Here is a 21,359-nt window from a genome sequence, read left to right on the forward strand (position 1 = left end):
TCACCGGATCAAATGGCGGTCGTCCACCTTTACTGCCGTCTGAACAGGCCAAAGCCTGCTCCAGATCACGGCGGAAGGCCTCAAAATCCACAGTCCGGGAAAACGCTTCGAGTTGATCACCAAGTCCACTCGATCGAGCAAGCCGTTCTTCAACATCAAAGAAACCAGGCTGCTTCATCTTCCATCCCCCAATCAACTCAGGGGAAATGGAATCACAGAGCAGGTCTCAAAAGCAGAGGGTTTTTCGAGCCCTCCTGGTTCTGGAGATCGAATCCCATATATTTTCTATTATCTTGTTCTCTTTGAAAGCGTTCATTAATTCCGCAGCGGGCACGCGCAATAGCGGATAAGAGGGAGTATCCCTGACTCAAGGCGGCGGCGATACTACTGGCTAGTTGACATCCTGTTCCCCTGAGGTCGAATTGATATCGTGGCGAACCAAAATATAATGTCGGAAGGCCTGTGCGATAAAGAATATCCGTTGAAAACTCTGGATGGCTATCATGACCGCCCTTCACGAGGATACTTTGGCAACCAAGCGCCAAAAACGCCTCTATGGCGTCAATATTCTCAAACGTCGGATTGGATTGTAGCGACAAATTTAATATTTTAAGTTCAGGAATATTGGGGGTCAGGACAGTTACTCGCGGCAAAATTAGATCTATAATTGTTTTAATATCATCTTCTTTTAGGAAATTATGGCCAGAGCTGGAACAGACAACCGGATCAAGGATAATTGGGACATCAGGAAGACGATCTGCTATAACTTGTATGAGTTTTTTATTGCACAGAACGCCAATTTTTACGGCTCCGATATCTTCCTCAAGCGCCGCCTCAATTTGGGCGGCAAGCATCTCCGGAGAGACGGGGGAAACGGCCTGGACTCTTCGATCCGTCTGTACTGTAACAGCAGTGATCGCTATACGTGCCGTCAGCCCTGCTTCATGAACGGCAAGAAGATCGCGGGCGAGACCAGCTCCTCCGCTGGAGTCCATACCGCCTATCAACAGAACAGGACGTGTCATCGTCCCGTTGTCGCAATGAATGCAGTAGCACCGCTGTGCTCGGAAAAGCGTTTTGCTGCCCGCCAGGCTCGCAGACCACTGGCACACACGAACACGGTTCTTCCAGTCTTGAAATTTAGTGTTTCTGGATTCTCGATCGGACCACGAAAAGCCCAATCTACGGAAGGAGGACCTTCCTCATTAGTCCTGCGTAAATCAAATACCCGATCATCCCTCGTGAGGTCTTCAACTCCAAGCACGAAGGGACCCCTCGCTTCTGCCGCTGGGGCCTTATCAAAACGAAAAGATGAATTTCTCCAACGCTCCAAATCCAGCGTGATAACCTGTCCCAGCGGTGAAGGCTGTGTTTCAAGTAGAACCGAGAGCACCATCTGCGCCTGTATGGCCCCGAGCGCCGCAACAGCAGGCCCCATCACACCGGCTTCCGCACAATTCGGCAGAATAGCGGGAAGATCCGGGAAAACAGCCCGGTAATCCGGGGCCGTGCCGCAGAACCCGCCCGCATATCCAGACCGTCCAAGCACCGAAGCACTCACGAGAGGCAGACCCGCTTCAGCACACAGATCGGACAGCAGATAGGTGACGGCCACGCTGTCCGCCGCATCCACGACAACGGACACATCCGCCAGAAGACGCCGAGCCAGTGTCGGCTCCAGACGCTGCGCCACGGGTACGATCTGACAATCCGGATTCAGGTCCGACAGCCGATCGGCCACGCATCCGGCCTTGAAGCGGCCGATATCGTCCATGCGAAAGAGCGTCTGACGATGCAGGTTGCTTTCATCCACACGATCATGATCGACCACCGTCATCCGCCCGCATCCGGCTCCGGCAAGCGCAGGCAGAACAGTCGCGCCCAGACCTCCCGCGCCCACCACCAGGATATGGGCGTCCAAAAGGCGCTTCTGGTCCGCTTCCCCCTGCGGGAAAAGCCCGGTCTGTCGCGAATAACGGCTCATCGTCTGTAGGCCTGCGTCGCTGCGACCCATTCCCGACAGCGCGCCACCGGGTCCTCGGCCTGCTGGATGTCCGTCACAACGGCCGCGCTGTCCGCCCCCGCCGCGAAAACCCCTTCAAGGCGCTCCGGCGTGAGACCACCGATGGCGACAAGTGGCGTCTCTCCAGCGCGGGTTTTCCAGTCCCGAACGCGCTCCAGCCCCTGCGGCCCCCATTTCATTTTCTTCAGAAGCGTCGGATAGACGGGGCCGAGTGCGACATAGGCCGGGTCGTAAGACAGAGCCCGTTCGAGTTCCGCCGGATCGTGGGTCGACAGTCCGAACCGGATCCCCGCATGCCGCAGAGCATCAAAATCAGCGGTCTCCATGTCTTCCTGCCCGAGATGGACGAAATCGCACCCCAGTTCCAGCGCAAGACGCCAGTAGTCATTGATGACAAGCTGCGCGCCATGTGTCTCGCATAGCGTCCGCGCATGACGGATCTGACGGCGCAGTTCCGGCTCCGTCATGTCCTTCAACCGAAGCTGAACCAGACGCACGCCACAGGGCAGCAGCGTTTCCAGAAACGCCACATCGCCCACCAGAAGATAAAACGGATCAAGCACTGTCATCACGCCAGCTCCGCCAAACCGAAGACTGGCGTTGAGGCGCAGGCCATGTCCCGTCTGGGCATCACTCCGGCCTCGAACGCTTCCCGCCCCGCCTGAATGGCGCGCCCGAAAGCCCGCGCCATGACCGCCGGGTCCACGGCCTTGGCCACCGCCGTATTGAGCAGAATGGCGTCCAGCCCCATCTCCATGGCCTGCGCCGCCTGACTGGGCGCTCCGATCCCGGCATCCACAACCAGCGGAATCCCGGCGAAATGCGCCCGCATAGTCCGCAGACCTTCAGGATTGCGCAACCCCTGCCCCGATCCGATCGGCGCGCCCCACGGCATCAGCACCTTGCATCCGGCTTCCAGAAGTTTTTCCCCCACGATCAGGTCTTCGGTTGTGTAGGGAAACACCTCGAACCCCTCTGCGCACAGCACGCGTGCGGCTTCGACGAGCGCGAACGGGTCCGGCTGGAGTGTGTCGGCATGGCCGATAACTTCCAGCTTGATCCACGATGTTCCAAAAACTTCGCGCGCCATGCGGGCCGTGGTGACGGCTTCGCGAGCCGTATGACACCCTGCCGTGTTTGGCAGCAGGCGGCAGCGGCTTTCGGACAGGATATTCCGGAACGCCGCACCCGCAGCCCCCTCCCGCCGCAGCGACACCGTGATAATCTCCGCGCCAGATGCCTCGATCGCCTCCAGCAGAACCGCGGGCGACGGATACTGGGCCGTCCCGAGCATCAGCCGCGACGTCAGATCAACGCCATAAAACATATCAGCCCCCCTGCATCGGAGATAGGACTTCGATCTTCATGCCTTCGTCCAGACGGGTGGCATCACGCATGGAACGGGCAATGAAATCGCCATTCAGGGCCGTGGCCACGCAGGGGGCTTCAAAACCCTGTTCGATCAGCAGATCGGCCAGCGTCCGGGCCTGTGTCTTGATGACCTCGCCGTTCAGATCAATCCGCATGCGCATAAACCTCCGCAAGTTCTGCCGCCAGTTGCTCGGCGCAGACGGGCGCCATCAGGAAACCGTGGCGGTACATCCCGTTGACGTAACTCCGTCCCCCGACATGGCGCACTGCCGGAATATTGTTCGGAAAGGACGGACGCAGCCCCGCGCCCAGTTCAAGGATTGCAGCCTCGGCAAAGCCTGGATGAAGCGTGTAAGCCGCCGAAAGCAGTTCCATCGCCGCCCGCGCCGTCACCGGACCGGGCCGGGCGCTTTCCACCATGGTCGCCCCGATCATGTACCGATCCCCGTCTCTTGGCACGACGTAACAGGGAAAGCGCGGATGCAGCAGCCGGACCGGCCGCGTCAGCGATACGTCCGGGGCATGCACGATCAGCATTTCCCCCCGCACGCCGCGCAGATCGGCGAGACTGTCCCGCGAGACCAGCCCCCGGCAGTCCACGACATGACCGCGTGGCGTCCCGGAACGGAAGCTCACGCCTTTCGCCAGCAGGCTGTCGCGCAGGCTGGCAAGCGCTTTGCGTGGGTCCAGATGCGCTTCGGTCGGGAAAAACAGTCCGCGTGCAAACCGGCCCTCCAGATCCGGCTCCAGATCGCCGGGGACGACCCAGTCGTGCTGCTGCGTAGCGCGCGCAAAATGATCCAGTTCGGCACCATCACGCGGTGGGGCGACGACAAGCGTGCCACGCTTTGTGACGCCCGGAACATGGGCCGCCCACCAGTCCACCGCCGCCTGCCCCTGCGCCACGATCAGGTCGGGCGCGCTTTCCCCCTCGCAGAACGGTGCCAGCATTCCCCCCGCAAACCGTGACGCCGCCTCTGGACTGCCCTCCGGGACGATGACTTCCACGTCAAGACCCCGGTCGGAAAGGGCCGTGGCGCAACACAGCGCCGCAACCCCCTCCCCCAGGACGGAATGGATCATTCCGCCGGTTCCGTCACGGGAACATAAAGCGCCCCGCCTTCCCGGAATTTCCCGGCCATTTCTTCCATTCCAGCCTGTTTTTCCGCTTCTGCCCGGATGTCATGGGAGATCTTCATCGAACAGAATTTTGGCCCGCACATCGAGCAGAAATGCGAGACCTTGTGCGCCTCTTTCGGGAGGGTCTCGTCATGCATGGACCGCGCCGTATCGGGGTCCAGACCCAGATTGAACTGGTCTTCCCACCGGAACTCGAATCGCGCGCGGGACAGCGCATCGTCACGCATCTGCGCGCCCGGATGCCCCTTCGCCAGATCCGCCGCATGCGCTGCAAGCTTGTAGGTGATGACACCGGTTTTGACGTCGTTCCGGTCCGGCAGGCCCAGATGTTCCTTGGGCGTCACATAACAGAGCATCGCCGTGCCGAACCAGCCGATCATGGCCGCACCAATGGCGGAGGTGATGTGGTCGTAACCCGGCGCAATATCGGTCGTCAGCGGGCCAAGCGTATAGAACGGTGCCTCGTGGCAGTGTTCTAGCTGCTTGTCCATATTGGCCTTGATCTTATGCATCGGCACATGGCCCGGCCCTTCGATCATAACCTGACAATCTTTCGCCCAGGCGATTTTTGTCAGTTCGCCAAGGGTTTCCAACTCTGCAAACTGCGCCGCGTCATTGGCATCCGCGATCGAACCGGGACGCAGACCATCACCCAGCGAGAACGAGACGTCATAACGGCGACAGATGTCACAGATCTCATCGAAATGCTCATACAGAAAGCTCTCGCGATGATGATGCAGGCACCATTTTGCCATGATGGAGCCACCGCGGGAAACAATACCCGTCACGCGGCGGGCCGTCAGCGGGATCATGTGCAGACGGACACCGGCGTGGATGGTGAAATAATCCACCCCCTGCTCCGCCTGTTCGATCAGCGTGTCGCGGAAGATTTCCCATGTCAGGTCTTCAGCAATTCCGCCGACCTTCTCCAGCGCCTGATAGAGCGGGACCGTCCCGATCGGCACGGGCGCATTGCGGATGATCCAGTCACGGATGTTGTGAATGTTACGGCCCGTCGAGAGATCCATGACCGTATCCGCGCCCCAGCGGATGGACCACACCATTTTCTCGACTTCTTCTTCCATCGAAGACGTCACAGCCGAGTTACCGATATTGGCATTGATCTTCACAAGGAAGTTACGGCCAATAATCATCGGTTCGAGTTCTCGGTGATTGATATTGGCGGGAATAATGGCGCGACCCGAGGCAATTTCCTGCCGCACGAATTCCGGCGTCACGAAATCCGGAATGCTGGCTTCGAAATCCTCGCCGTCGCGCGCTTCTTTCAGGGCTTCCGTCCGGCCAATATTTTCGCGGATGGCGACGAATTCCATTTCCGGCGTGATGATCCCCGCACGGGCATAGGCCATCTGTGTGACGGCGCGATCTCCAACAGCCCGTAGGGGGCGACGTTGCTGCGGAAAGCTCGGTGTCAGCCGGTCACCCTGTGCAAAACCGTTATCGGCTGCCGTGATCGTCCGCCCTTCGTACTCTTCCACGTCCCCACGATCGCGAAGCCAGTTTCCCCGGCTGTCCGACAGGCCCTTTGCGATGTCGATGCTGACGGATGGATCGGTATAGGGGCCTGAACTGTCATAGACATTCAGCGGACATTCACCCGAAACCGCAATCTGCCGAAGGGGCACCGCGATGTCATGATGCACGCCACGGACATGGATTTTGCTGGAGACCGGCAGAGGGCCGGTCGTAATAGCGGGAATGGAAGCGTTCATGTGGTGTCTCCTCAAGCGCACTCGAAAAGACCCAGGGGGAACGTGAAGCAGAAAGGGAGCCGCCGTCCCTTGTGCACATAGACACAAACAGGGCCGGATCGGCCCGATAGGAGCACTCCCATACGATTATGGAAATGTGATTCCCTCGGTCTTCCTACGCCAGTATCAACTGGGTCAGGTTCAAAGGGTCGCTTCACCGCTGAAGCCGGTTTTCCCGACAACACCAATCAGCCTCTCAGTCCCTTAAGGCGGGACTCCCCTGACAAGCCTTTATCGTGATGAAGAAATGCACAAAGATCAACCAGAAAAATATCTAGCTATATGGCAGAGGAAATTTATTATATATTCGAAATGATATTGGCGAAGCCAGAGTATAATTTATTGGTTTTTTGGGTGGCTATTCGCCGTCGGGTTACGGCTGCGCTGTATCGTAGTCCCCATGGTGCTGGATGCTCCGATCACTGGCCACAGTTCTCAGAGCTATGTCGATTGCGTGGTGATACCCGATCTGCGGCCAGGCGACATTGTCATTATGGAGAATCTCGGCTTTCACAAAGGTCCCGGCGTTCAGGCCGCGATCGAAGCAGCAGATGCCGACTGTGCGCTATTTCACGCCTTACAGCCCAAACTGCCCCCCATCGAGAAGGCCTTCTTCGAACTCAAGGCCCATCCCCGCAAAAATCGCAGAACGTACACGCGATATCTTGTGAGACAGGATCAGCATACTGATCGATCAGATCTCACCTGAAAAATGCGCAAAGCGCTTCATAGCGATTGGATGTGAACCAGATTAAGAAAAAAGCATCTCTGATGCCGGAACAAACCCAAGATATTCAAGGTTTCGGTCCCCTGTTGCGTATGATCTCTGACAGGATCAAGGTGTCCTTGGCCAACAGAAGTTACGATGCAGACCTCGTTCGCGAGAAACTTTTCGAAGTCCGCATCGAAGCCATCATCGCGGACAGAAGGAACAGTCGCGCCCCTGCCCCTCATGATAGAGACAAATCTCGCTAGCGTCAGCTTATCGGGCGACCTCTTCAATGAACTCAGGAACCGGAGGCGCATCGCTACCTGATATGACAAAACCAAGAAGCCATATCCCAGAGCTTCATTAACCTCGTTTCAGCACTCCAATGGATACCCTTTGCCCACCGACGCTATGTCTCTGTTTGGTTCTGTCATGGTGTACGCAAAACATCCTCTCGTGTCGTCAGCCCAACTTGGCCAAACGATATTTTTTATAAATCTCTCGCAGAATTATTTGATGTTTGTGAATAAGATAACACTTCGAAAAAACCATCAAAATTATCCCACGGAATCATGTGTCCTGCATCTGGAACAGTAGCAATGGCAATCGCAGGATTTAATTGAAGGATTTCTTCGACATCCTCCTGCTGAATTACCCCTCCCCGCGTTGCCACAACAAGAGTGGCAGGAGTTTTGAGATGGGGCAGATCCTGATGGATGTCTTCCGTGTGGAATTTTTCGAATGTGATCCGGGTTGCCAGCTCATCGCATGTATGTAGCCACTGCGCCCGCAAAGTGCACTGCTCATCCGTCCAGGTCGGGCAGAAACGCTTCATGTCCGCTCCGCTCATACCCTTGCGCGCCAGACGAATGGATTCCGTGTACCAGTCGAGCTTGGCGGGGTAAGCACGGCGGCCCGGCCCACTAACAGGCGGGTCGATCAGCGTCAGATGCGCCAGTCCCGCATCATTGTGACGGGCCGTGCGGATCGCAATCCGCGCGCCCATGGAGTGCCCCATCAGAACCACGTCCTTCAGGCCCAGCGTGTCAACGAACCCACGGACATCCGCTGCATAGGTATCGAGGTCATAATCCAGATCCGGACCGGTCGAGGACAGGCCGCGCCCGCGCACATCCAGCACATAGACATCATGCGTCTCGGCCAGACGCTCCGCCACGAATCCCCAGGTGATGGCCGGACTGGTAATGCCGGGCACCAGTACCAGCGGCGTGCCCTTGCCGCCGTAACGCAGATAATGCTGCCTGATGCCGTTAGCATGGACATTCGCACCGTAAAGCAGGCGTGTTTGCGTCATGAAATAGTCCTTCTTACAAATCTTGATATCAGGCGTTGGGAAGACGGGACAACAGGGTGTCGAGGTCCATGACGTCCCCACATTTCTGCGCCATGTCGAACAGATTGGCCTCATGCGGTCCGATGGCGCGGTCCCCCACACAGTCGGAGACGATCACCGGACGGAACCCGTATTGCATTGCATCCAGCACGCTCGCCCGAACACATCCGGATGTTACGCATCCGGCGACAACAACGGTCTGCACACCGTGCGTCACCAACCAGGAGGCCAGTGGCGTGCCCGCAAATGCCGACGGCACCGTCTTGCGGACCACATATTCGCCCGGCTCCGGCGCCAGTTCATCCACGATGGCAGACGCGGGATTACTTTCCGTCAACCCCAGCATCGTCGGCACCTTCAACGAAAAGATGTTCGCATCTGCACCATCATCTGCAAACACGATCCGTGTATGTGCCACTTTCCAGCCCAGACGCCGCGCCGTTGCCAGTAGCGTTTTCGTCCGCTCGATCGCTTCGGGAATATTGCCGCCGCCAAAGGCTTCCGGATCGGCAAACCCGTTGACGAAATCAACGATCAGCAGCGCAATACGCCCCGTCATGCCCATTTCGTTTCCGAAACCCTGTTTTTTGTAGCGGTCCTCGTCGCGGTTATCCTGCGTGCTCATCATGTGTTCTCCACAAGCCTGCCGTCTTTCACGACCGGCACATCATCAAGCGTGACCGTGCAGCCTCGCATTGGAATATCGATATGGCACGCCGTATCACGCGTGCCGCCCGCTTCATTGTTGGGTCCCGTGGACCATAAGAAGTTCCCAGAACAGGCGCGTGAATCCATACCGATGCTGGCTTCACGGTCATAGAACCCCATGACTGACCAGTGCGCCCTGTCCTGCATCCCCCAGCCGATATGCGACACCGCATAGACTTCCGGATCGTTGAAACTTTCCATGTAGTCCCGCAGATGGTCGGCCTCGTAACCGCCCTCGATGGCTCGGACGAAGCCTTTTTCTAGGTGGCAGGTGATGGGCGCCGCCACATAGGATTTCTGCGGCAGAAGAATGTCTCCCGGCGCCAGAACGATCTTTCCTTCTGCCGAACCTTCATTGGACCATGTCGCTAGAAAACCGCTCGGCCAGTGGTCCCAGCGGCCTGGTGCGTCCACAAAACCATATTCCTCCAGCATTGGATAATCGCCCAGCGCAAAGGACGCATCCGTCCCCGCCGCCGACGTCACTCGCATGACCTTCGCCGCCTGAAGTTTTTTCGACGCTGCCAGAACGCGCTCGCGGTCTTCCATCGTCGGCGTCATCCGCACCAGAACCTCGGGTGGCTCCACAGCCAGCAGGATACGGCCACCCGCTGCGAGGATTTCATGCTGTTCGGCCGAGAACAGCAGCGTCATCAGATCCAGAACCAGATCGCTGGCCTTGAGCATCTCTACTGCCGCCCGGTTGTTCGTCAATGGCGTGGTGCCGACAAAGGCCAGAGGATCACGCGAGAAGGACAGCGCACCGTTCGTCGGCTGAAGATCCAGCCGGTTCGCAATCGCTCCCTTTTCCCGCACGGCCAGAACCGCACAACGCAGGGTCTGCTCATTGCTGCCCAGGGATGTTAGCAGCGTTACGGTCTGCCCCGCCTCCAGGCGGCACAGTGTCAGCACCTGCCGCCAGGCCTGTACCAGTTCAAAATCACTTACGGGCATGAAGGTGGCTCCTTGGGCTCCGATCCTGTTCTCAGAATCTGGTTGAGGCCGATAGCGGCGATTGTGGCGGTCGCAATACCGCCCAGCGTCACGCTGCCGATGGTGAAAGTGAGGTCTCCCGCTCCTGCCACGAGGGCCACACCAACGGGAAACAGCGTTGAGGCACGGGAGAAATCGACGCGATTATCCACCCAGACGCGTACCATTGTGGCCGCAATCAGACCAAAAAGCCCGACCGATAGCCCGCTCAGCACAGGTTCCGGAATGGCCCGCAGCAGCGCGCCGAAAAACGGCGAAAACCCAAGCAGAATGGCAAACAGTCCAGCCACAGCGAAGGTCAGCGTCGAATAAACCCGCGAAAGCGCCATGACGCCGATATTCTCGACATAGGTGGTCACACCCGTGCCCCCAAGGCTGGCCGCCAGCATCGTCGCCAGACCGTCCCCGAGGAACGCACGCCCCGTCAAATGATCCAGCGGTCGCCCCGTCATGGCCCCAATTGCCTTGAGATGCCCAAGATTTTCCGCCACCAGAACCAGCGCCACGGGGGCCAGAAGAATGGCTGCGTGGCCGGTAAAGCGGGGTGCTGTCAGATGTGGTATCCCGATCAGCGGGGCGGATAGTACTTCGGAGAAGTTCATCGGCGACGCCAGATTCAGCCCGTTCGCCACGATCACATACAGCACTGTGGATGCAATTAGGGAAAGCAGGATCGACAGCCGCCGCAGATACGGACCGCCATAGACCGCCAGCAGCGCCGTACACAGCAGCGCAAAAATTCCGCAGGCCGTCCCGGCCCCACCATGCCCAAGTCCGCGAGACGCCACAGGCGCCAGATTGAGCCCGATCGCTGCGCCAATCGCCCCGGTGACGGACGGTGGCATTAATCGTTCAATCCACCCTGAACCCGTAATCCGGACCAGAACTCCGATCAGCGCGTACAACACGCCCGCGACGAAAATTCCGCCGCAAGCCAGAGCAATATCGGGGTTCGGGCCGTGCCCGGAATATCCGGTCAGAGCCACGACGAGCGCGATGAAGGAAAAGCTTGATCCCAAATAGCTCGGAATACGTCCCCCGGTAATGAGGAAGAACAGGATCGTTCCCAGTCCGGAGCACAGGATTGCCACATTAGGGTCAAACCCCATGAGCAGCGGCCCCACTACGGTCGATCCCGTCATCGCGAGAACATGCTGGCCACCAAGGAGGATTGTCTGCCCCACGCCCGGATGTTCATCCGGCGCGATCATGTCCGTCCGTTGTGCCCGACGCCAAACTGGAAGCCAGCGTTCACTCATGCTTAATGTCCTCCATTCGTACGGAGCCGGGCCACATGGCCTTCCAGATCCGTCCATTCGGGACGACCCGGGGCCATTGTCCGCCGCAAATATGCAGCAAGTTCGGCGATCTGCCGGTCAGACAAGATGTCCCCAAACGCGGGCATCGTGGTCGCCTGCGCATAGGCCGGTGCTGACACGCCCTTGAGAATGACATGTATGAGATTACTTGGGCTTTCTGCCTGGATATTACTGTTCAGCGCAAGCTGGGGACGCGCACCGAACAGATGCGCGCCTTCGCCTTCATGGCAACTCGCACAGCTTCCGTTATAGATCCGCGAGCCCTCGCCCCGGTCCAGCGCCTGCAGCCCGCGCGCGCGCTCCAGCACCGCATCCCGGCGGGCCGCCAAACCTTCAACGGTATTCCTGCGATCAAAAGACGCGATGTAATGCGCAATCGCCCGCACATCCGCATCCGGCAGGACTGCCATAGAATGGACGACCGGCGCCATCGGCCCACCCGCGGGACCATGGGCCGGGCTGAACCCGGTCCGCAGATAGGCGTACAAATCGTCCTCACTCCAAGGCAACGGCGACTGCGACAGCGTGCTCAGCGCAGGTGCCGACCATCCCTCGGCCTCCCCTCCGGCCAGATACGCATTTTTCCAGCGCTCGGCCCCCAGCGCATTGCGCGGCGTATGACAGGCCGAGCAGTGCCCTAACCCTTCCGCCAGATAGGCGCCACGGTTCCACTGTTCGGACTGTGCAGGATCGGGCGTAAACGGCGCAGGATCATGGAACAGCATATTCCACCCCGCCATCGAGAAGCGCATGTTGTACGGAAACTTCAGCGCCGTCTTCGGTACCGCATTGCGCACCGGTTTCTGCGACATCAGATAGGCATACAGATCCCGCAGATCGGCACCGCTCGTCTTTGCAAATGCCGTATAGGGAAACGCCGGATAGAGCTGCCGCCCGTCCCGGCTGATGCCATGACGCATTGCACGCTCGAACGCTTCGTAGGACCAGGCCCCAAGCCCGGTATCCACATCCGGCGTGAGATTGGTGGAATAGATGACCCCGAATGGCGTCTCCAGCGGGAATGCCCCTGCATTCGTCACCCCACCCGGCGCCGTGTGACAGACCGCACAATCCCCCGCGGCCGCAACCTTCTCGCCCCGTGCAATCGCAGCATCGGAAAACAGCCCGGCTTCCGGCGGTGAGACCGGCGCAATCGCCGACCGCCAGGGCATGACCGTCGCCATCAGACTGCCCACCGTCGCAAAAGCCGCTGCAAACGCCCCGCGACGCAGCTTCGCACCCAGCGTCGTGCGTGCCATCGCCGGACGTATTTCCGGCCCCGTCACACCCAGTGCAGCCAGTGGTCGCACCGCTTCCGTCGTCAGCGGGCCCAGTGCCTCATCCAGCCGTGCTTTAACCTTTTCCGGCGTGAATGGCACATCGCGAAAACGCACGCCCGTGGCGGCATAAAGCGCATTGGCAATCGCCGCCGCACTCGGCACTGATGCGGACTCTCCCGCCCCCAGAGGCGGCTGGTCCTGCCGCTCCATCAGAACGGGTTCGATCGCCGGAAGCTCCGGGAAGATCAGGATCGGATATCCGCCCCAGTCCTTGCTCTCCACGCCCTTTTCGTCGAACTGAACCTCTTCGCGCAGGATCCGGCTCGTGGACTGGATGACATTGCCCTGAAGCTGATGGCGCACCCCGGCCGGGTTCACCATCATGCCTGCATCCTGGCCAACCACCGCCCGCGTGACACTCACCACGCCGGACTGACGGTCCACCTCCACATCTGCAACCCAGGCCGACCACGCCGCCGCCGTGCCGGGAAATGTCCCATGCACATACTGCGCATAGGCCAGTCCCCGCCCCTTCAGCACGCGGGCCTGCGGATCAACCTCGACCGGGCCGGCCCGATATGTCCACCCGGCCCGATCCGCCGTCGCCTTCAGAAGTTCGCAAGCCCGCTGGTCCGGCAGATGCTCCAGACGATATTCCAGCGGATCAGCCCCAGCTTCCGCCGCCAGCTCGTCAATATAGCTGTCATGCGCAAAACTGTTCGGAAGCGCAGAAACGCCCCGAAACCAGGACGCCCGCGCAATCGGCGGCATGTCCTGAACCGTCACCCGCGCGTTGGGATAATCATAGGGCGGAACAGACGTCCGATCCCCCATCTGCGCCACAGACGGCACGTCTGCCGGAACCACCCCCGTCAGCACCAACGCCAGCAATGGCGAGACATTGGACGGATAACTGGTGTCCAGATCATACGCGACGGGTTGTCCGGACGCATCAATTCCGCCCCGGATCCGCACGAGCTGTGCCGCACCTTTCGGCTCCCAGACGTGCTCCTGCTCGCGCGAAAGCTGCACCCGTACCGGCCGGCCCACCGCGCGCGACAGCAGGGCCGCGTCGCCGCCCACATCATCTGCGCAGTTACGCCCATAGCACCCGGCGGCCTCATGCCGGATGACCTGGATATCCGCCGTAGACAGGCCCATCAGCAGCGCCAGATCCGCGCGCAGCATGTGCGGGTTCTGCGTCCCGGACCAGACTTTCAGCTTTCCATCCTGCCAGTCCGCCACTGAACAGGACGGACCGATGGAGCCATGCATCTGGTACGGCCAGAAATATTCCCGCTCCAAAACAGTCTTCGCACCTGCCAGACCGTCTTCAAGCGTGCCACGATCCAGCACAACGCGCGGCGTTGCAGGGTTATCCCGCACGGCCTCGACTGGATCGGTCAGATCCGGCAGTGCGACAGGCGCCCACTTGACCTGCAATGCTTCTGCGGCGGCCGCAGCCTGCTCTTCGCGCTCGGCCACTACACCTACGAAATCGCCGATCACGACCACATCCACCACACCTGGAAGATGCGTCACAGACTCCCGATCAACCGAAAGCAGCGCCCGTCCGACATACGGTCCGTGATCGTAACCCTCATAAGGCGGCCGCACGACGCGCCCATGCAGCATCCCATCCACACGGACGTCATGCACATAAACCGCCCGGCCCGTCACCTTGTCCGGAATATCGACGCGTGGCATGTCACGCCCCACCAGACGATATTCTGACGTACTTTTCACCGCCGCTGTATCATTGAGCAGCACCCGAAGTTCCACGCCCTCGACCAGATCTCCGATCCGATAGACCCGGTTCGGCAAAGGCGGTTCACAGACCAGCTCACCCTCCCGCAGCGTTATGGTCCCAACCGCCCGACCTGTCAGTTCCGCTGCACGTTCCAGCAGGAGATGCCGCGCCTGCGCTGCTGCCCGGCGCAGCGGAATGGCCGTGACCTGAATGGTCTCGCTCGCAATCGTCGCACCCTGATCGGGGGTATCCTCGGTATGGCCCAGCACCATCCGCACCTGCAGCGGGTGGGCATCAAGCTCTTCCGCCACGATCTGCGCCAGAGACGTCGCAATCCCCGTTCCCAGATCCACATGCCCGCAGAACGCCACGACCTGGTCGTCAGCTGTGATGCGCAGGAAAATCTCGTCTTTGGGAATAAAGCCGCCCCGTGCCGCCAGTCCTTTCGGAGGCTGCGCAGGACGGAAAATGCTGAGGGAGCCCGTAGGGAGCGATGCCTGCATTATCAGGACTCTCCCTTCACAAGACCTGCCGCGATGCAGGCGGCCTTCATGATTTCAACATGAGTGCCACAGCGACACAGATTATATCGCAACGCCTCTTTCAGCGCTGCCTCGTCAGGATCGGGCACCGCATCCAGAAACGCCTTTACCGTCATGACCATTCCGTTCAGACAATATCCGCACTGAGCGGCCTGTGCCTTGATGAAAGCCCGCTGGACAGGATCAGTCCCATCAGAGGAAAGTCCCTCCAGCGTAACGACAGACGTGCACGCAGCGGCGGTTTCAACCCGAACCACGCAGCTGCGCGCGGCCTTACCATCCAGCAATACGGTACAGGCTCCGCATTCTCCCAGTCCGCATCCGAATTTCGGGCCATTCAGACCAAGATCATTGCGCAGCACTGTCAGAAGTGGTGTGCCAGGGGCAGCGTGAACCTGGCGCCGCTCCCCGTTCACCATCAGAAAGACGCTGTCCGTCATAGCGTCCCTCTCCTTCATGTCAGGATGTCAGTTTCAGGTTGTAGACATTATCGCCGTAGCACCAGTACGGATCTTCAGGCTGACGCAGCCACGTATTGGCGTTGGAAATACTCTGGACCTTGGTCGCACGCTCCTTGCGGGCCCCGTAATAGGCCTCGAACGTCGCATCCAGATCGGCAACACCGAGCTCGCTCAGACAGCGTGTCAGAACCGCTGCGTCCTCGACTGCCATGGCTGCCCCCTGTGCCATATGGGGCTTCATCGGATGACAGGAATCACCCAGAAGCACCACGCGGCCCTCATGCCATTTCGACAGCGGATCACGCGTCTTGAGCGGCCATTTCGTCACGGTTTCCGCCGCATCGATATAGCCCTGAACCATCGGATGATAATCCGCGAATGCTGCCTTGAACTCTTCACGCGTGGAAGGAAGCTGACCGGCCCGGCTGGTCCATTCTGCCGGCTCACCCGTTACAAGATAGAATTCCTCTTCCTTGCGATCGAGATAGTAACAGACGATATGGCGATCGGCCGTCCACCACTTGGCATTCACATCCGCACCCAGAGCCTTCGCCGCTGCACCGGGGATGATCGCTCGATGAGCAATCCAACCAGTATAAAGTGCCTCTTCCAGACCAAAGATTTTCTCACGTATTCGCGAATTAATCCCATCCGCCGCGATCAGGATATCGACTGTTTCGGTGGAACCATTCTCGAATTCCAGCGCAACATTTCTGCCGTTATCCGTGAAATCGACAAGCTTATGGCCCCATTTGATACGTTGTGTCTCAACGCAGTCAAGCATCGCCTGATGCAGATCACCACGATGAATGGTGATGTACGGCGCGCCATAACGCTCATGCTCGGCATTCAATGGAATCTTTGCAAGAACCGCACCGTCCGTTCCATTTCGACTGACCCAGTAGTCCGGGAGGCAAGAGATTTCTTCAAGTTTTTTGTCCAGGCCATCCAGATAGGCAAGGATTTTCAGAACATTGGGGCCAAACTGAATACCTGCCCCCAACCGGGAGAAGCCGGGCGCCATATCATAAAGCGTTACGTCAAAGCCTTGACGCTGCAAAAGCCCCGCCGCGGCTACGCCACCAAGACCCGCCCCCACAATACCGACCCGAACACCACCGAACATCTGATTGCCCTTCATGCTGTTAGCCATTGCGGAGCAAGAAAGCTCAACAATAATGGCGTACACGCTATATATGAATAATTCACAGTCCCGTCGAAGCCGTCAAGGTTTTTATGACGATCCCGTTTCGTTTCTTGGTTGTGATCTATTTTCGCAAAATTTCAGTCTTCAAAAAACGCCAATTTCTTAAGAATATGTAGCGCGGCAATTCTCTCACACTCGTCAAGCGGCGCAAGCGTCCTCGCAGTTACATCGGCAGCGCTGGGAATCGTGCTCTCCACCAGAGCTAGCCCCTCCCCGGTCAGAGAGACGATCCGCTGTCTACGGTCGTTACGGTCCTGAACAATGCTCAGTAACCCCCTCTTGCGCAAACGCATGACGATGTCACGCAGAGTTGCGTGATCGATCCCGGTTGCCACACTAATCTGTACGAGAGGCGCTTTTTTTAAACGGTGAACAGTCACCATGGTCGCAAACTGCGCGGATGTCAGCCGATCATCTGGGATTTCACGCTGGAAAATAATCGTATGCCTTTGATAGGCGCGCCGGAGCAGGTGTCCGATCTGATTGCAAAGTTCATAATCTGCATCCTGTGACATCGGATTTTTCTCCATTGAAACCACCAAAGATTCTTACAGCCTCCGGGAGGATTGTATATCCAAATTTCCCGACTACCCGCTCCCCCTCATCAAGACAGGGCAATACATCATGCCGCATCCATAATGCGTCGGCCGACCACGTCCGTTCGCACACAATTCCGCACGACACCTCGCCATAATCAATAATGTACACACCACTATAATGCTTAAAGCCACGAAAATACGCAGGCAAAAAAAATAAGAAACAGTAGCTACAAACAATGTTTTTTCGCGGGTTATTTTTTTTGTTGCCGAATCGAATTGTCGTTTGTACGCTATAAATTACACAGTGACGTTTTCCGTCTATCCAGATGGCCACCCCATCCGACCCGTGTGAGGGCAAGGATTGATCTCAATGCGCATCGTCCCCCAAAACAAACTCGCTTTACGCCAGATGGCCCTGCTTTCGACAGTACTAGCCGTCATCCCTGCATGTGGATGGGCGGCAGAAAAACCTGAATATGTTCGCAAAGGAAAGACACATCCGCTTCACACGGTGTCTGCGTCCACTGCACCTGCTGCACGACACATTTTAGCCCGAACTGTGCAACCGGAACTCATGCAGGTCCAGGGACGACATGTCTCCCATGGCGCACAAACTGTCATTTCACAGCATGTTTTTGCAAACGCCGTAGCCGGAACATCCGTTATGAAAGCGTTGCAAAATGTACCAGGCGTGCTGTTCCAGTCGGATGATCCGCAGGGCGTCGATACGGGCGGCGTCAAACTCTATATCCACGGCTTTTCACAAAACCAGATTGGCTTCTCACTTGACGGTATTCCGTTGGGAGAGTCCGTCTACCGGAACTATAACGGCCTGAATGCCGTCGCCGCGCTATCGTCCGAAAACGTCGGCCATATGGAGATGTCACAGGGCGCTGGAGCTGTGGACATGCCCAGCACCAACGTGCTCGGCGGCGCCATCATGATTTCATCTTCGGACCCCAAGGACAAATTCGGCGGCACACTCGCCGCAACCGGTGGTAGTAACGCCACTACGCATGCTTTTATCCGCATCGACAGCGGCAAGCTGAATAGAACCGGGACTAAGTTTTACGTGTCCTATATGCGTAACGACACTAACTTGTGGAAAGGATATGGCTCCCAGTTCTTCCAACAGGCCAACCTGAAGCTGGTGCAGCCGATCCGTAATGAAAGCAGCGTCTCGCTTCTGTTCGACTGGGCGGACGTACAGCAGTTCAACTACCAGTCAGAAACACTGGAAACAGTCCAGAAGCTCGGCTACGGTGTCTCCAATTATTACCCGAACTATCGCTTGGCTTATGAAGCTGCACAAGGGATCTATTCCCACGGGGAAGACAAAACCAGTGACCCGAAGGATGTGGCCTATTACGCCGGAACCACAGAGTCTCGCGACCTGTTGGGAGGGCTGAATTTTCATCTGAAGCTGGCAGATCATCTGCGGTGGGATTCCGTGGTGTACGGCCATAACCAAAAGGCTAATACCCAGTGGTCTGACCCCTGGATGGCCTCGGCAAACGGCGCGCCCCTTTCCGAAATTGTCAAACAGCCCGATATACAGCGCTTTGGCCTGACGTCGAGCATGACATATAATATTGGCAAACACGAAATTCATGGCGGCATCTGGTACGAGAACAACAAGTATGTCTCGAATATGTTCGCCTATAATGACCCGCTCTTAGCGAGTGGGCAAACGCTGACCCCCAATCCATTCCGCAAATGGTCCGATCCTTTTGCGAAGCTCTGGGGGCAGACCTACAATACAAACACGATGCAGACCTATATCGAAGACACGTGGCGTCCAGTCAAAAACCTGTCGCTCCACGCTGGTTTCAAATCAATGCTGAGCACAACACATGTGGGCCAGACAGGAAATTATGAACCCTATACTGGTACCAATGCGCTCGCTGGCGGCGTGGGACTGACGACATTCGGAGCCTTCCTACCTCATTTCAGCGGGGACTGGCATTTCCTTACGCATCATGAGCTATATTTCGATATCGCCAAGAATATGCGTGCCTACCCGGAGAGCGGCTATCATCTGTCAGCATCGCCGTTTGCCGTCTCCCAGGAAGCCTTCAACCTGTCACGCAGCTCCGTTAAGCCCGAGACCAGCTGGGCCTATTCAGTCGGTTACCGCTTTACGCAGCGTCGCGTGGACTTTTCGCTCAGCGCCTATCGCGTGAATTTCTCGAACCGTCTGGGCGCGCTGGTTCAGGGCAGCCAGACAAACCCTCAGACGACGGTCCTGAACCTCGGTGGCGTAACGATGAACGGCGTGGATGCTGGCCTGACGCTGCGTCCGCTGCGTGGTCTCTCGATCTTCAACTCGATCAGCTACAACCACTCAACATACGACAACAACATCAGTCAGCAGGGCACGACCTATGCCACCAAGGGCAAGCACGTCGTGAACTATCCGGACCTGATGTACAAGGCTACTGCTGAATACACGTACAAGAAGGCCAGTTTCAACATCGACGCCCTCTACACCAGCAGCCGTCCGTTCAGCTACACGAACGACACATCGCTACCCTCCTACTGGCTGGTTAATTTTGGAGCGCGTTATAATTTTGGCCGCATCGGACGCCTGAAAAACCTGACAGCATCGTTTAACGTCACCAACCTGACAGGATCCCGCTACCTGATCATGACCGGTGATGACGGCGGAAATCCGCTTTCAGGCGATTACCAGTCTTTGGTCGTCGGCGCACCGCGCCAGTTCTTTGGCGGGGTAAAGGCAGACTTCTAAAAACCTTTCTGGACCGGACCTTTATCCTAGCGCTGCTTTTCTGGAATAAGGAAAAGCAGCCACGACCTCAACCGGATGACTGCATGAACGGTAAGACGAACAACCAGCGCCCCGCCCTATGGGAGCGGATGAGCTTCGGCTTTGGCGATCTGGCCGGAAATTCCCTGTTTGGCATCACCGGTGCCTACCTCATCTATTACTACACCAATGTTGACGGCATCTCTGCTTCTGCCGTTGCTCTGTTAATGTTGCTGGCGCGTGTGGTCGATAGTGTCGTGGACCCGCTCATCGGATATATGATCGACCACCGCATCCTTTTCGGCGGGCGCGTTCGGCCATACTTAAAATGGTTTTCCCTGCCGCTCGGCTTTCTGACCTTCTGCTGCTTCCTTCCGCTCCCACTAGGATCAAACGGGCGCCTTGCCTGGGCTTATGCTACTTATCTCGTGATGGGTGTCCTCTTCTCGCTCGTTATCGTGCCGTACGGCCTTCTGCCGAATGTCATGACACGCAACCGCGAAGACCGTCTTTCCTTGGCCACCTTCCGTATGATGGGTGCAACGCTTGCGACCTTTCTGGTGGGCTCATCTATTCTGCCCATGGTGCATATCTTCGGCGGCGGCAACGAAAAACTTGGATATCCGCTGGCAATGGCCGTCGCGGGGGCTGTAGGCGGCGGATTGGCGCTCATTCCTTTCTTTACCTGCCGGGAACGTCATGCGCTCGAAGCGAATAACAGCCCGGTACTGATTCTCCTGGGCTCTCTGTTCCGCAATCGAGCATGGGTGATCGTGACGCTCGTGCTGAGCCTGTTCTACATCAACCTGACAGCATTCTACGGCCTTTCACTTTATTACGCGACGGAAGTCCTGCATCGCCCACAATATTTTGGCGGACTGCTTATCTCGATGATGGGCGCCAGCAAGGTTTTCGGCGTGACGTGTTCGCCCTGGCTTGCACGTTGTGTAGGACAGAAGCTGACGATTATCCTGCCCTATATCCTCTCTGCCGTCGGCTTGGCACTTTTCGCGTATGGCCCGAATAATGCTGCCTATCTGATCGCCACCTTTGGTGTAATCTGCTTTTTTCAAGGCATGACTCTTCCTGTATTCTACGCCATGGTCGCAGATTCCATCGACTATGGCACGGCCGTCACAGGCGTTCGTGCATCCGGCATGGCCTATTCAGTCAACAGCTTTGCAGGAAAGGTCGCTTGGGCCATCGGTGGTTCGCTGTCTGCCGCAATTCTGGCCTGGGGCGGCTATGTCCCCCACGGCGCCACCCAGACGCAGACTGCCCGAGACTTCATCACCTTCGGCTTTCTGGGTGTCCCTGCCTGCGTCGCCCTGCTTTCGGTGCTGATTATCATGCTTTACCCGTCCGAAATTGAAATAACGCGCACGCTCCAGCCGGAAGCCCCGGTTGAACCGCAGGGGCTCTGA

The 21,359-nt window shown here is 57.9% G+C and carries 18 protein-coding genes, 1 pseudogene and 1 riboswitch; of the genes and pseudogenes, 3 read left to right on the plus strand and 16 right to left on the minus strand.

Features of this window, described 5'->3' with window-relative positions:
- The 8 genes and pseudogenes from GSP01_RS11530 to thiC all read right to left on the minus strand — a co-directional run.
- Positions 1–178: pseudogene (locus GSP01_RS11530) on the minus strand (IS5/IS1182 family transposase); the annotation flags it as partial.
- A 34-nt stretch (positions 179–212) separates the two neighbouring features.
- Complete coding sequence (locus GSP01_RS11535; RefSeq protein ID WP_141353714.1) at positions 213–1,025, minus strand: hydroxymethylpyrimidine/phosphomethylpyrimidine kinase; 813 nt, start codon at positions 1,023–1,025, stop codon at positions 213–215.
- Positions 1,022–1,984, minus strand: a complete 963-nt coding sequence (locus GSP01_RS11540) for a HesA/MoeB/ThiF family protein (RefSeq protein WP_228123979.1) — start codon at positions 1,982–1,984, stop codon at positions 1,022–1,024. The genes GSP01_RS11535 and GSP01_RS11540 overlap by 4 nt, the downstream gene beginning before the upstream one ends.
- A complete protein-coding gene (locus tag GSP01_RS11545) occupies positions 1,981–2,592 on the minus strand; it encodes a thiamine phosphate synthase (protein ID WP_141353750.1) in 612 nt (203 codons plus the stop codon). Before GSP01_RS11545 ends, GSP01_RS11540 begins: the two co-directional genes overlap by 4 nt.
- Entirely contained in the window at positions 2,592–3,350 is a 759-nt protein-coding gene (locus GSP01_RS11550) for a thiazole synthase (protein ID WP_141353717.1), read from the minus strand. The genes GSP01_RS11545 and GSP01_RS11550 overlap by 1 nt, the downstream gene beginning before the upstream one ends.
- Position 3,351: 1 nt before the next feature.
- Positions 3,352–3,549 (minus strand): sulfur carrier protein ThiS, encoded by a 198-nt coding sequence (thiS, locus tag GSP01_RS11555; protein ID WP_141353720.1) that lies wholly within the window; start codon positions 3,547–3,549, stop codon positions 3,352–3,354.
- Positions 3,539–4,477 carry an FAD-dependent oxidoreductase gene (locus GSP01_RS11560; RefSeq protein WP_141353722.1) on the minus strand — a complete coding sequence of 313 codons (939 nt, stop codon included), beginning with the start codon at positions 4,475–4,477 and terminating at the stop codon, positions 3,539–3,541. The genes thiS and GSP01_RS11560 overlap by 11 nt, the downstream gene beginning before the upstream one ends.
- Positions 4,474–6,267 carry a phosphomethylpyrimidine synthase ThiC gene (thiC, locus tag GSP01_RS11565; RefSeq protein ID WP_141353724.1) on the minus strand — a complete coding sequence of 598 codons (1,794 nt, stop codon included), beginning with the start codon at positions 6,265–6,267 and terminating at the stop codon, positions 4,474–4,476. Before thiC ends, GSP01_RS11560 begins: the two co-directional genes overlap by 4 nt.
- A 134-nt stretch (positions 6,268–6,401) precedes the next feature.
- A riboswitch (TPP riboswitch) is annotated at positions 6,402–6,538 on the minus strand.
- A 156-nt stretch (positions 6,539–6,694) separates the two neighbouring features.
- Here thiC and GSP01_RS11570 point away from each other — a divergent pair.
- Positions 6,695–7,015, plus strand: a complete 321-nt coding sequence (locus tag GSP01_RS11570; RefSeq protein ID WP_373862360.1) for a transposase — start codon at positions 6,695–6,697, stop codon at positions 7,013–7,015.
- 490 nt (positions 7,016–7,505) lie between these two features.
- On the opposite strand, the gene GSP01_RS11575 is transcribed toward GSP01_RS11570, so the two are convergent.
- The 8 genes from GSP01_RS11575 to GSP01_RS11610 all read right to left on the minus strand — a co-directional run bounded on the left by GSP01_RS11575 (position 7,506) and on the right by GSP01_RS11610 (position 17,144).
- Positions 7,506–8,330, minus strand: a complete 825-nt coding sequence (locus GSP01_RS11575) for an alpha/beta fold hydrolase (protein ID WP_141353728.1) — start codon at positions 8,328–8,330, stop codon at positions 7,506–7,508.
- A gap of 28 nt (positions 8,331–8,358) precedes the next feature.
- A complete protein-coding gene (locus GSP01_RS11580) occupies positions 8,359–8,994 on the minus strand; it encodes an N-carbamoylsarcosine amidohydrolase (protein WP_141353752.1) in 636 nt (211 codons plus the stop codon).
- Positions 8,994–10,031: a M29 family metallopeptidase gene (locus tag GSP01_RS11585; RefSeq protein ID WP_141353730.1), complete on the minus strand. Its 1,038-nt coding sequence runs from the start codon at positions 10,029–10,031 to the stop codon at positions 8,994–8,996. The genes GSP01_RS11580 and GSP01_RS11585 overlap by 1 nt, the downstream gene beginning before the upstream one ends.
- Positions 10,022–11,329: a solute carrier family 23 protein gene (locus GSP01_RS11590; protein ID WP_141353732.1), complete on the minus strand. Its 1,308-nt coding sequence runs from the start codon at positions 11,327–11,329 to the stop codon at positions 10,022–10,024. The genes GSP01_RS11585 and GSP01_RS11590 overlap by 10 nt, the downstream gene beginning before the upstream one ends.
- A gap of 2 nt (positions 11,330–11,331) precedes the next feature.
- A complete protein-coding gene (locus GSP01_RS11595) occupies positions 11,332–14,922 on the minus strand; it encodes a molybdopterin cofactor-binding domain-containing protein (RefSeq protein ID WP_141353734.1) in 3,591 nt (1,196 codons plus the stop codon).
- A 2-nt stretch (positions 14,923–14,924) separates the two neighbouring features.
- Positions 14,925–15,401: a (2Fe-2S)-binding protein gene (locus GSP01_RS11600; protein WP_141353736.1), complete on the minus strand. Its 477-nt coding sequence runs from the start codon at positions 15,399–15,401 to the stop codon at positions 14,925–14,927.
- 19 nt (positions 15,402–15,420) lie between these two features.
- Positions 15,421–16,548 carry an FAD-dependent monooxygenase gene (locus GSP01_RS11605; RefSeq protein ID WP_141353754.1) on the minus strand — a complete coding sequence of 376 codons (1,128 nt, stop codon included), beginning with the start codon at positions 16,546–16,548 and terminating at the stop codon, positions 15,421–15,423.
- Positions 16,549–16,706: 158 nt separating this feature from the next.
- A complete protein-coding gene (locus GSP01_RS11610) occupies positions 16,707–17,144 on the minus strand; it encodes a MarR family winged helix-turn-helix transcriptional regulator (RefSeq protein WP_228123978.1) in 438 nt (145 codons plus the stop codon).
- Positions 17,145–17,742: 598 nt separating this feature from the next.
- On the opposite strand from GSP01_RS11610, the gene GSP01_RS11615 reads away from it, so the two are divergent.
- Both GSP01_RS11615 and GSP01_RS11620 read left to right on the plus strand, forming a co-directional pair.
- Positions 17,743–19,917, plus strand: a complete 2,175-nt coding sequence (locus GSP01_RS11615; RefSeq protein WP_167495536.1) for a TonB-dependent receptor — start codon at positions 17,743–17,745, stop codon at positions 19,915–19,917.
- Between the two features lie 83 nt (positions 19,918–20,000).
- Positions 20,001–21,359 (plus strand): MFS transporter, encoded by a 1,359-nt coding sequence (locus GSP01_RS11620; RefSeq protein ID WP_141353742.1) that lies wholly within the window; start codon positions 20,001–20,003, stop codon positions 21,357–21,359.

Source organism: Gluconobacter sphaericus NBRC 12467 (assembly GCF_006539125.1).
Lineage (GTDB): Bacteria > Pseudomonadota > Alphaproteobacteria > Acetobacterales > Acetobacteraceae > Gluconobacter > Gluconobacter sphaericus.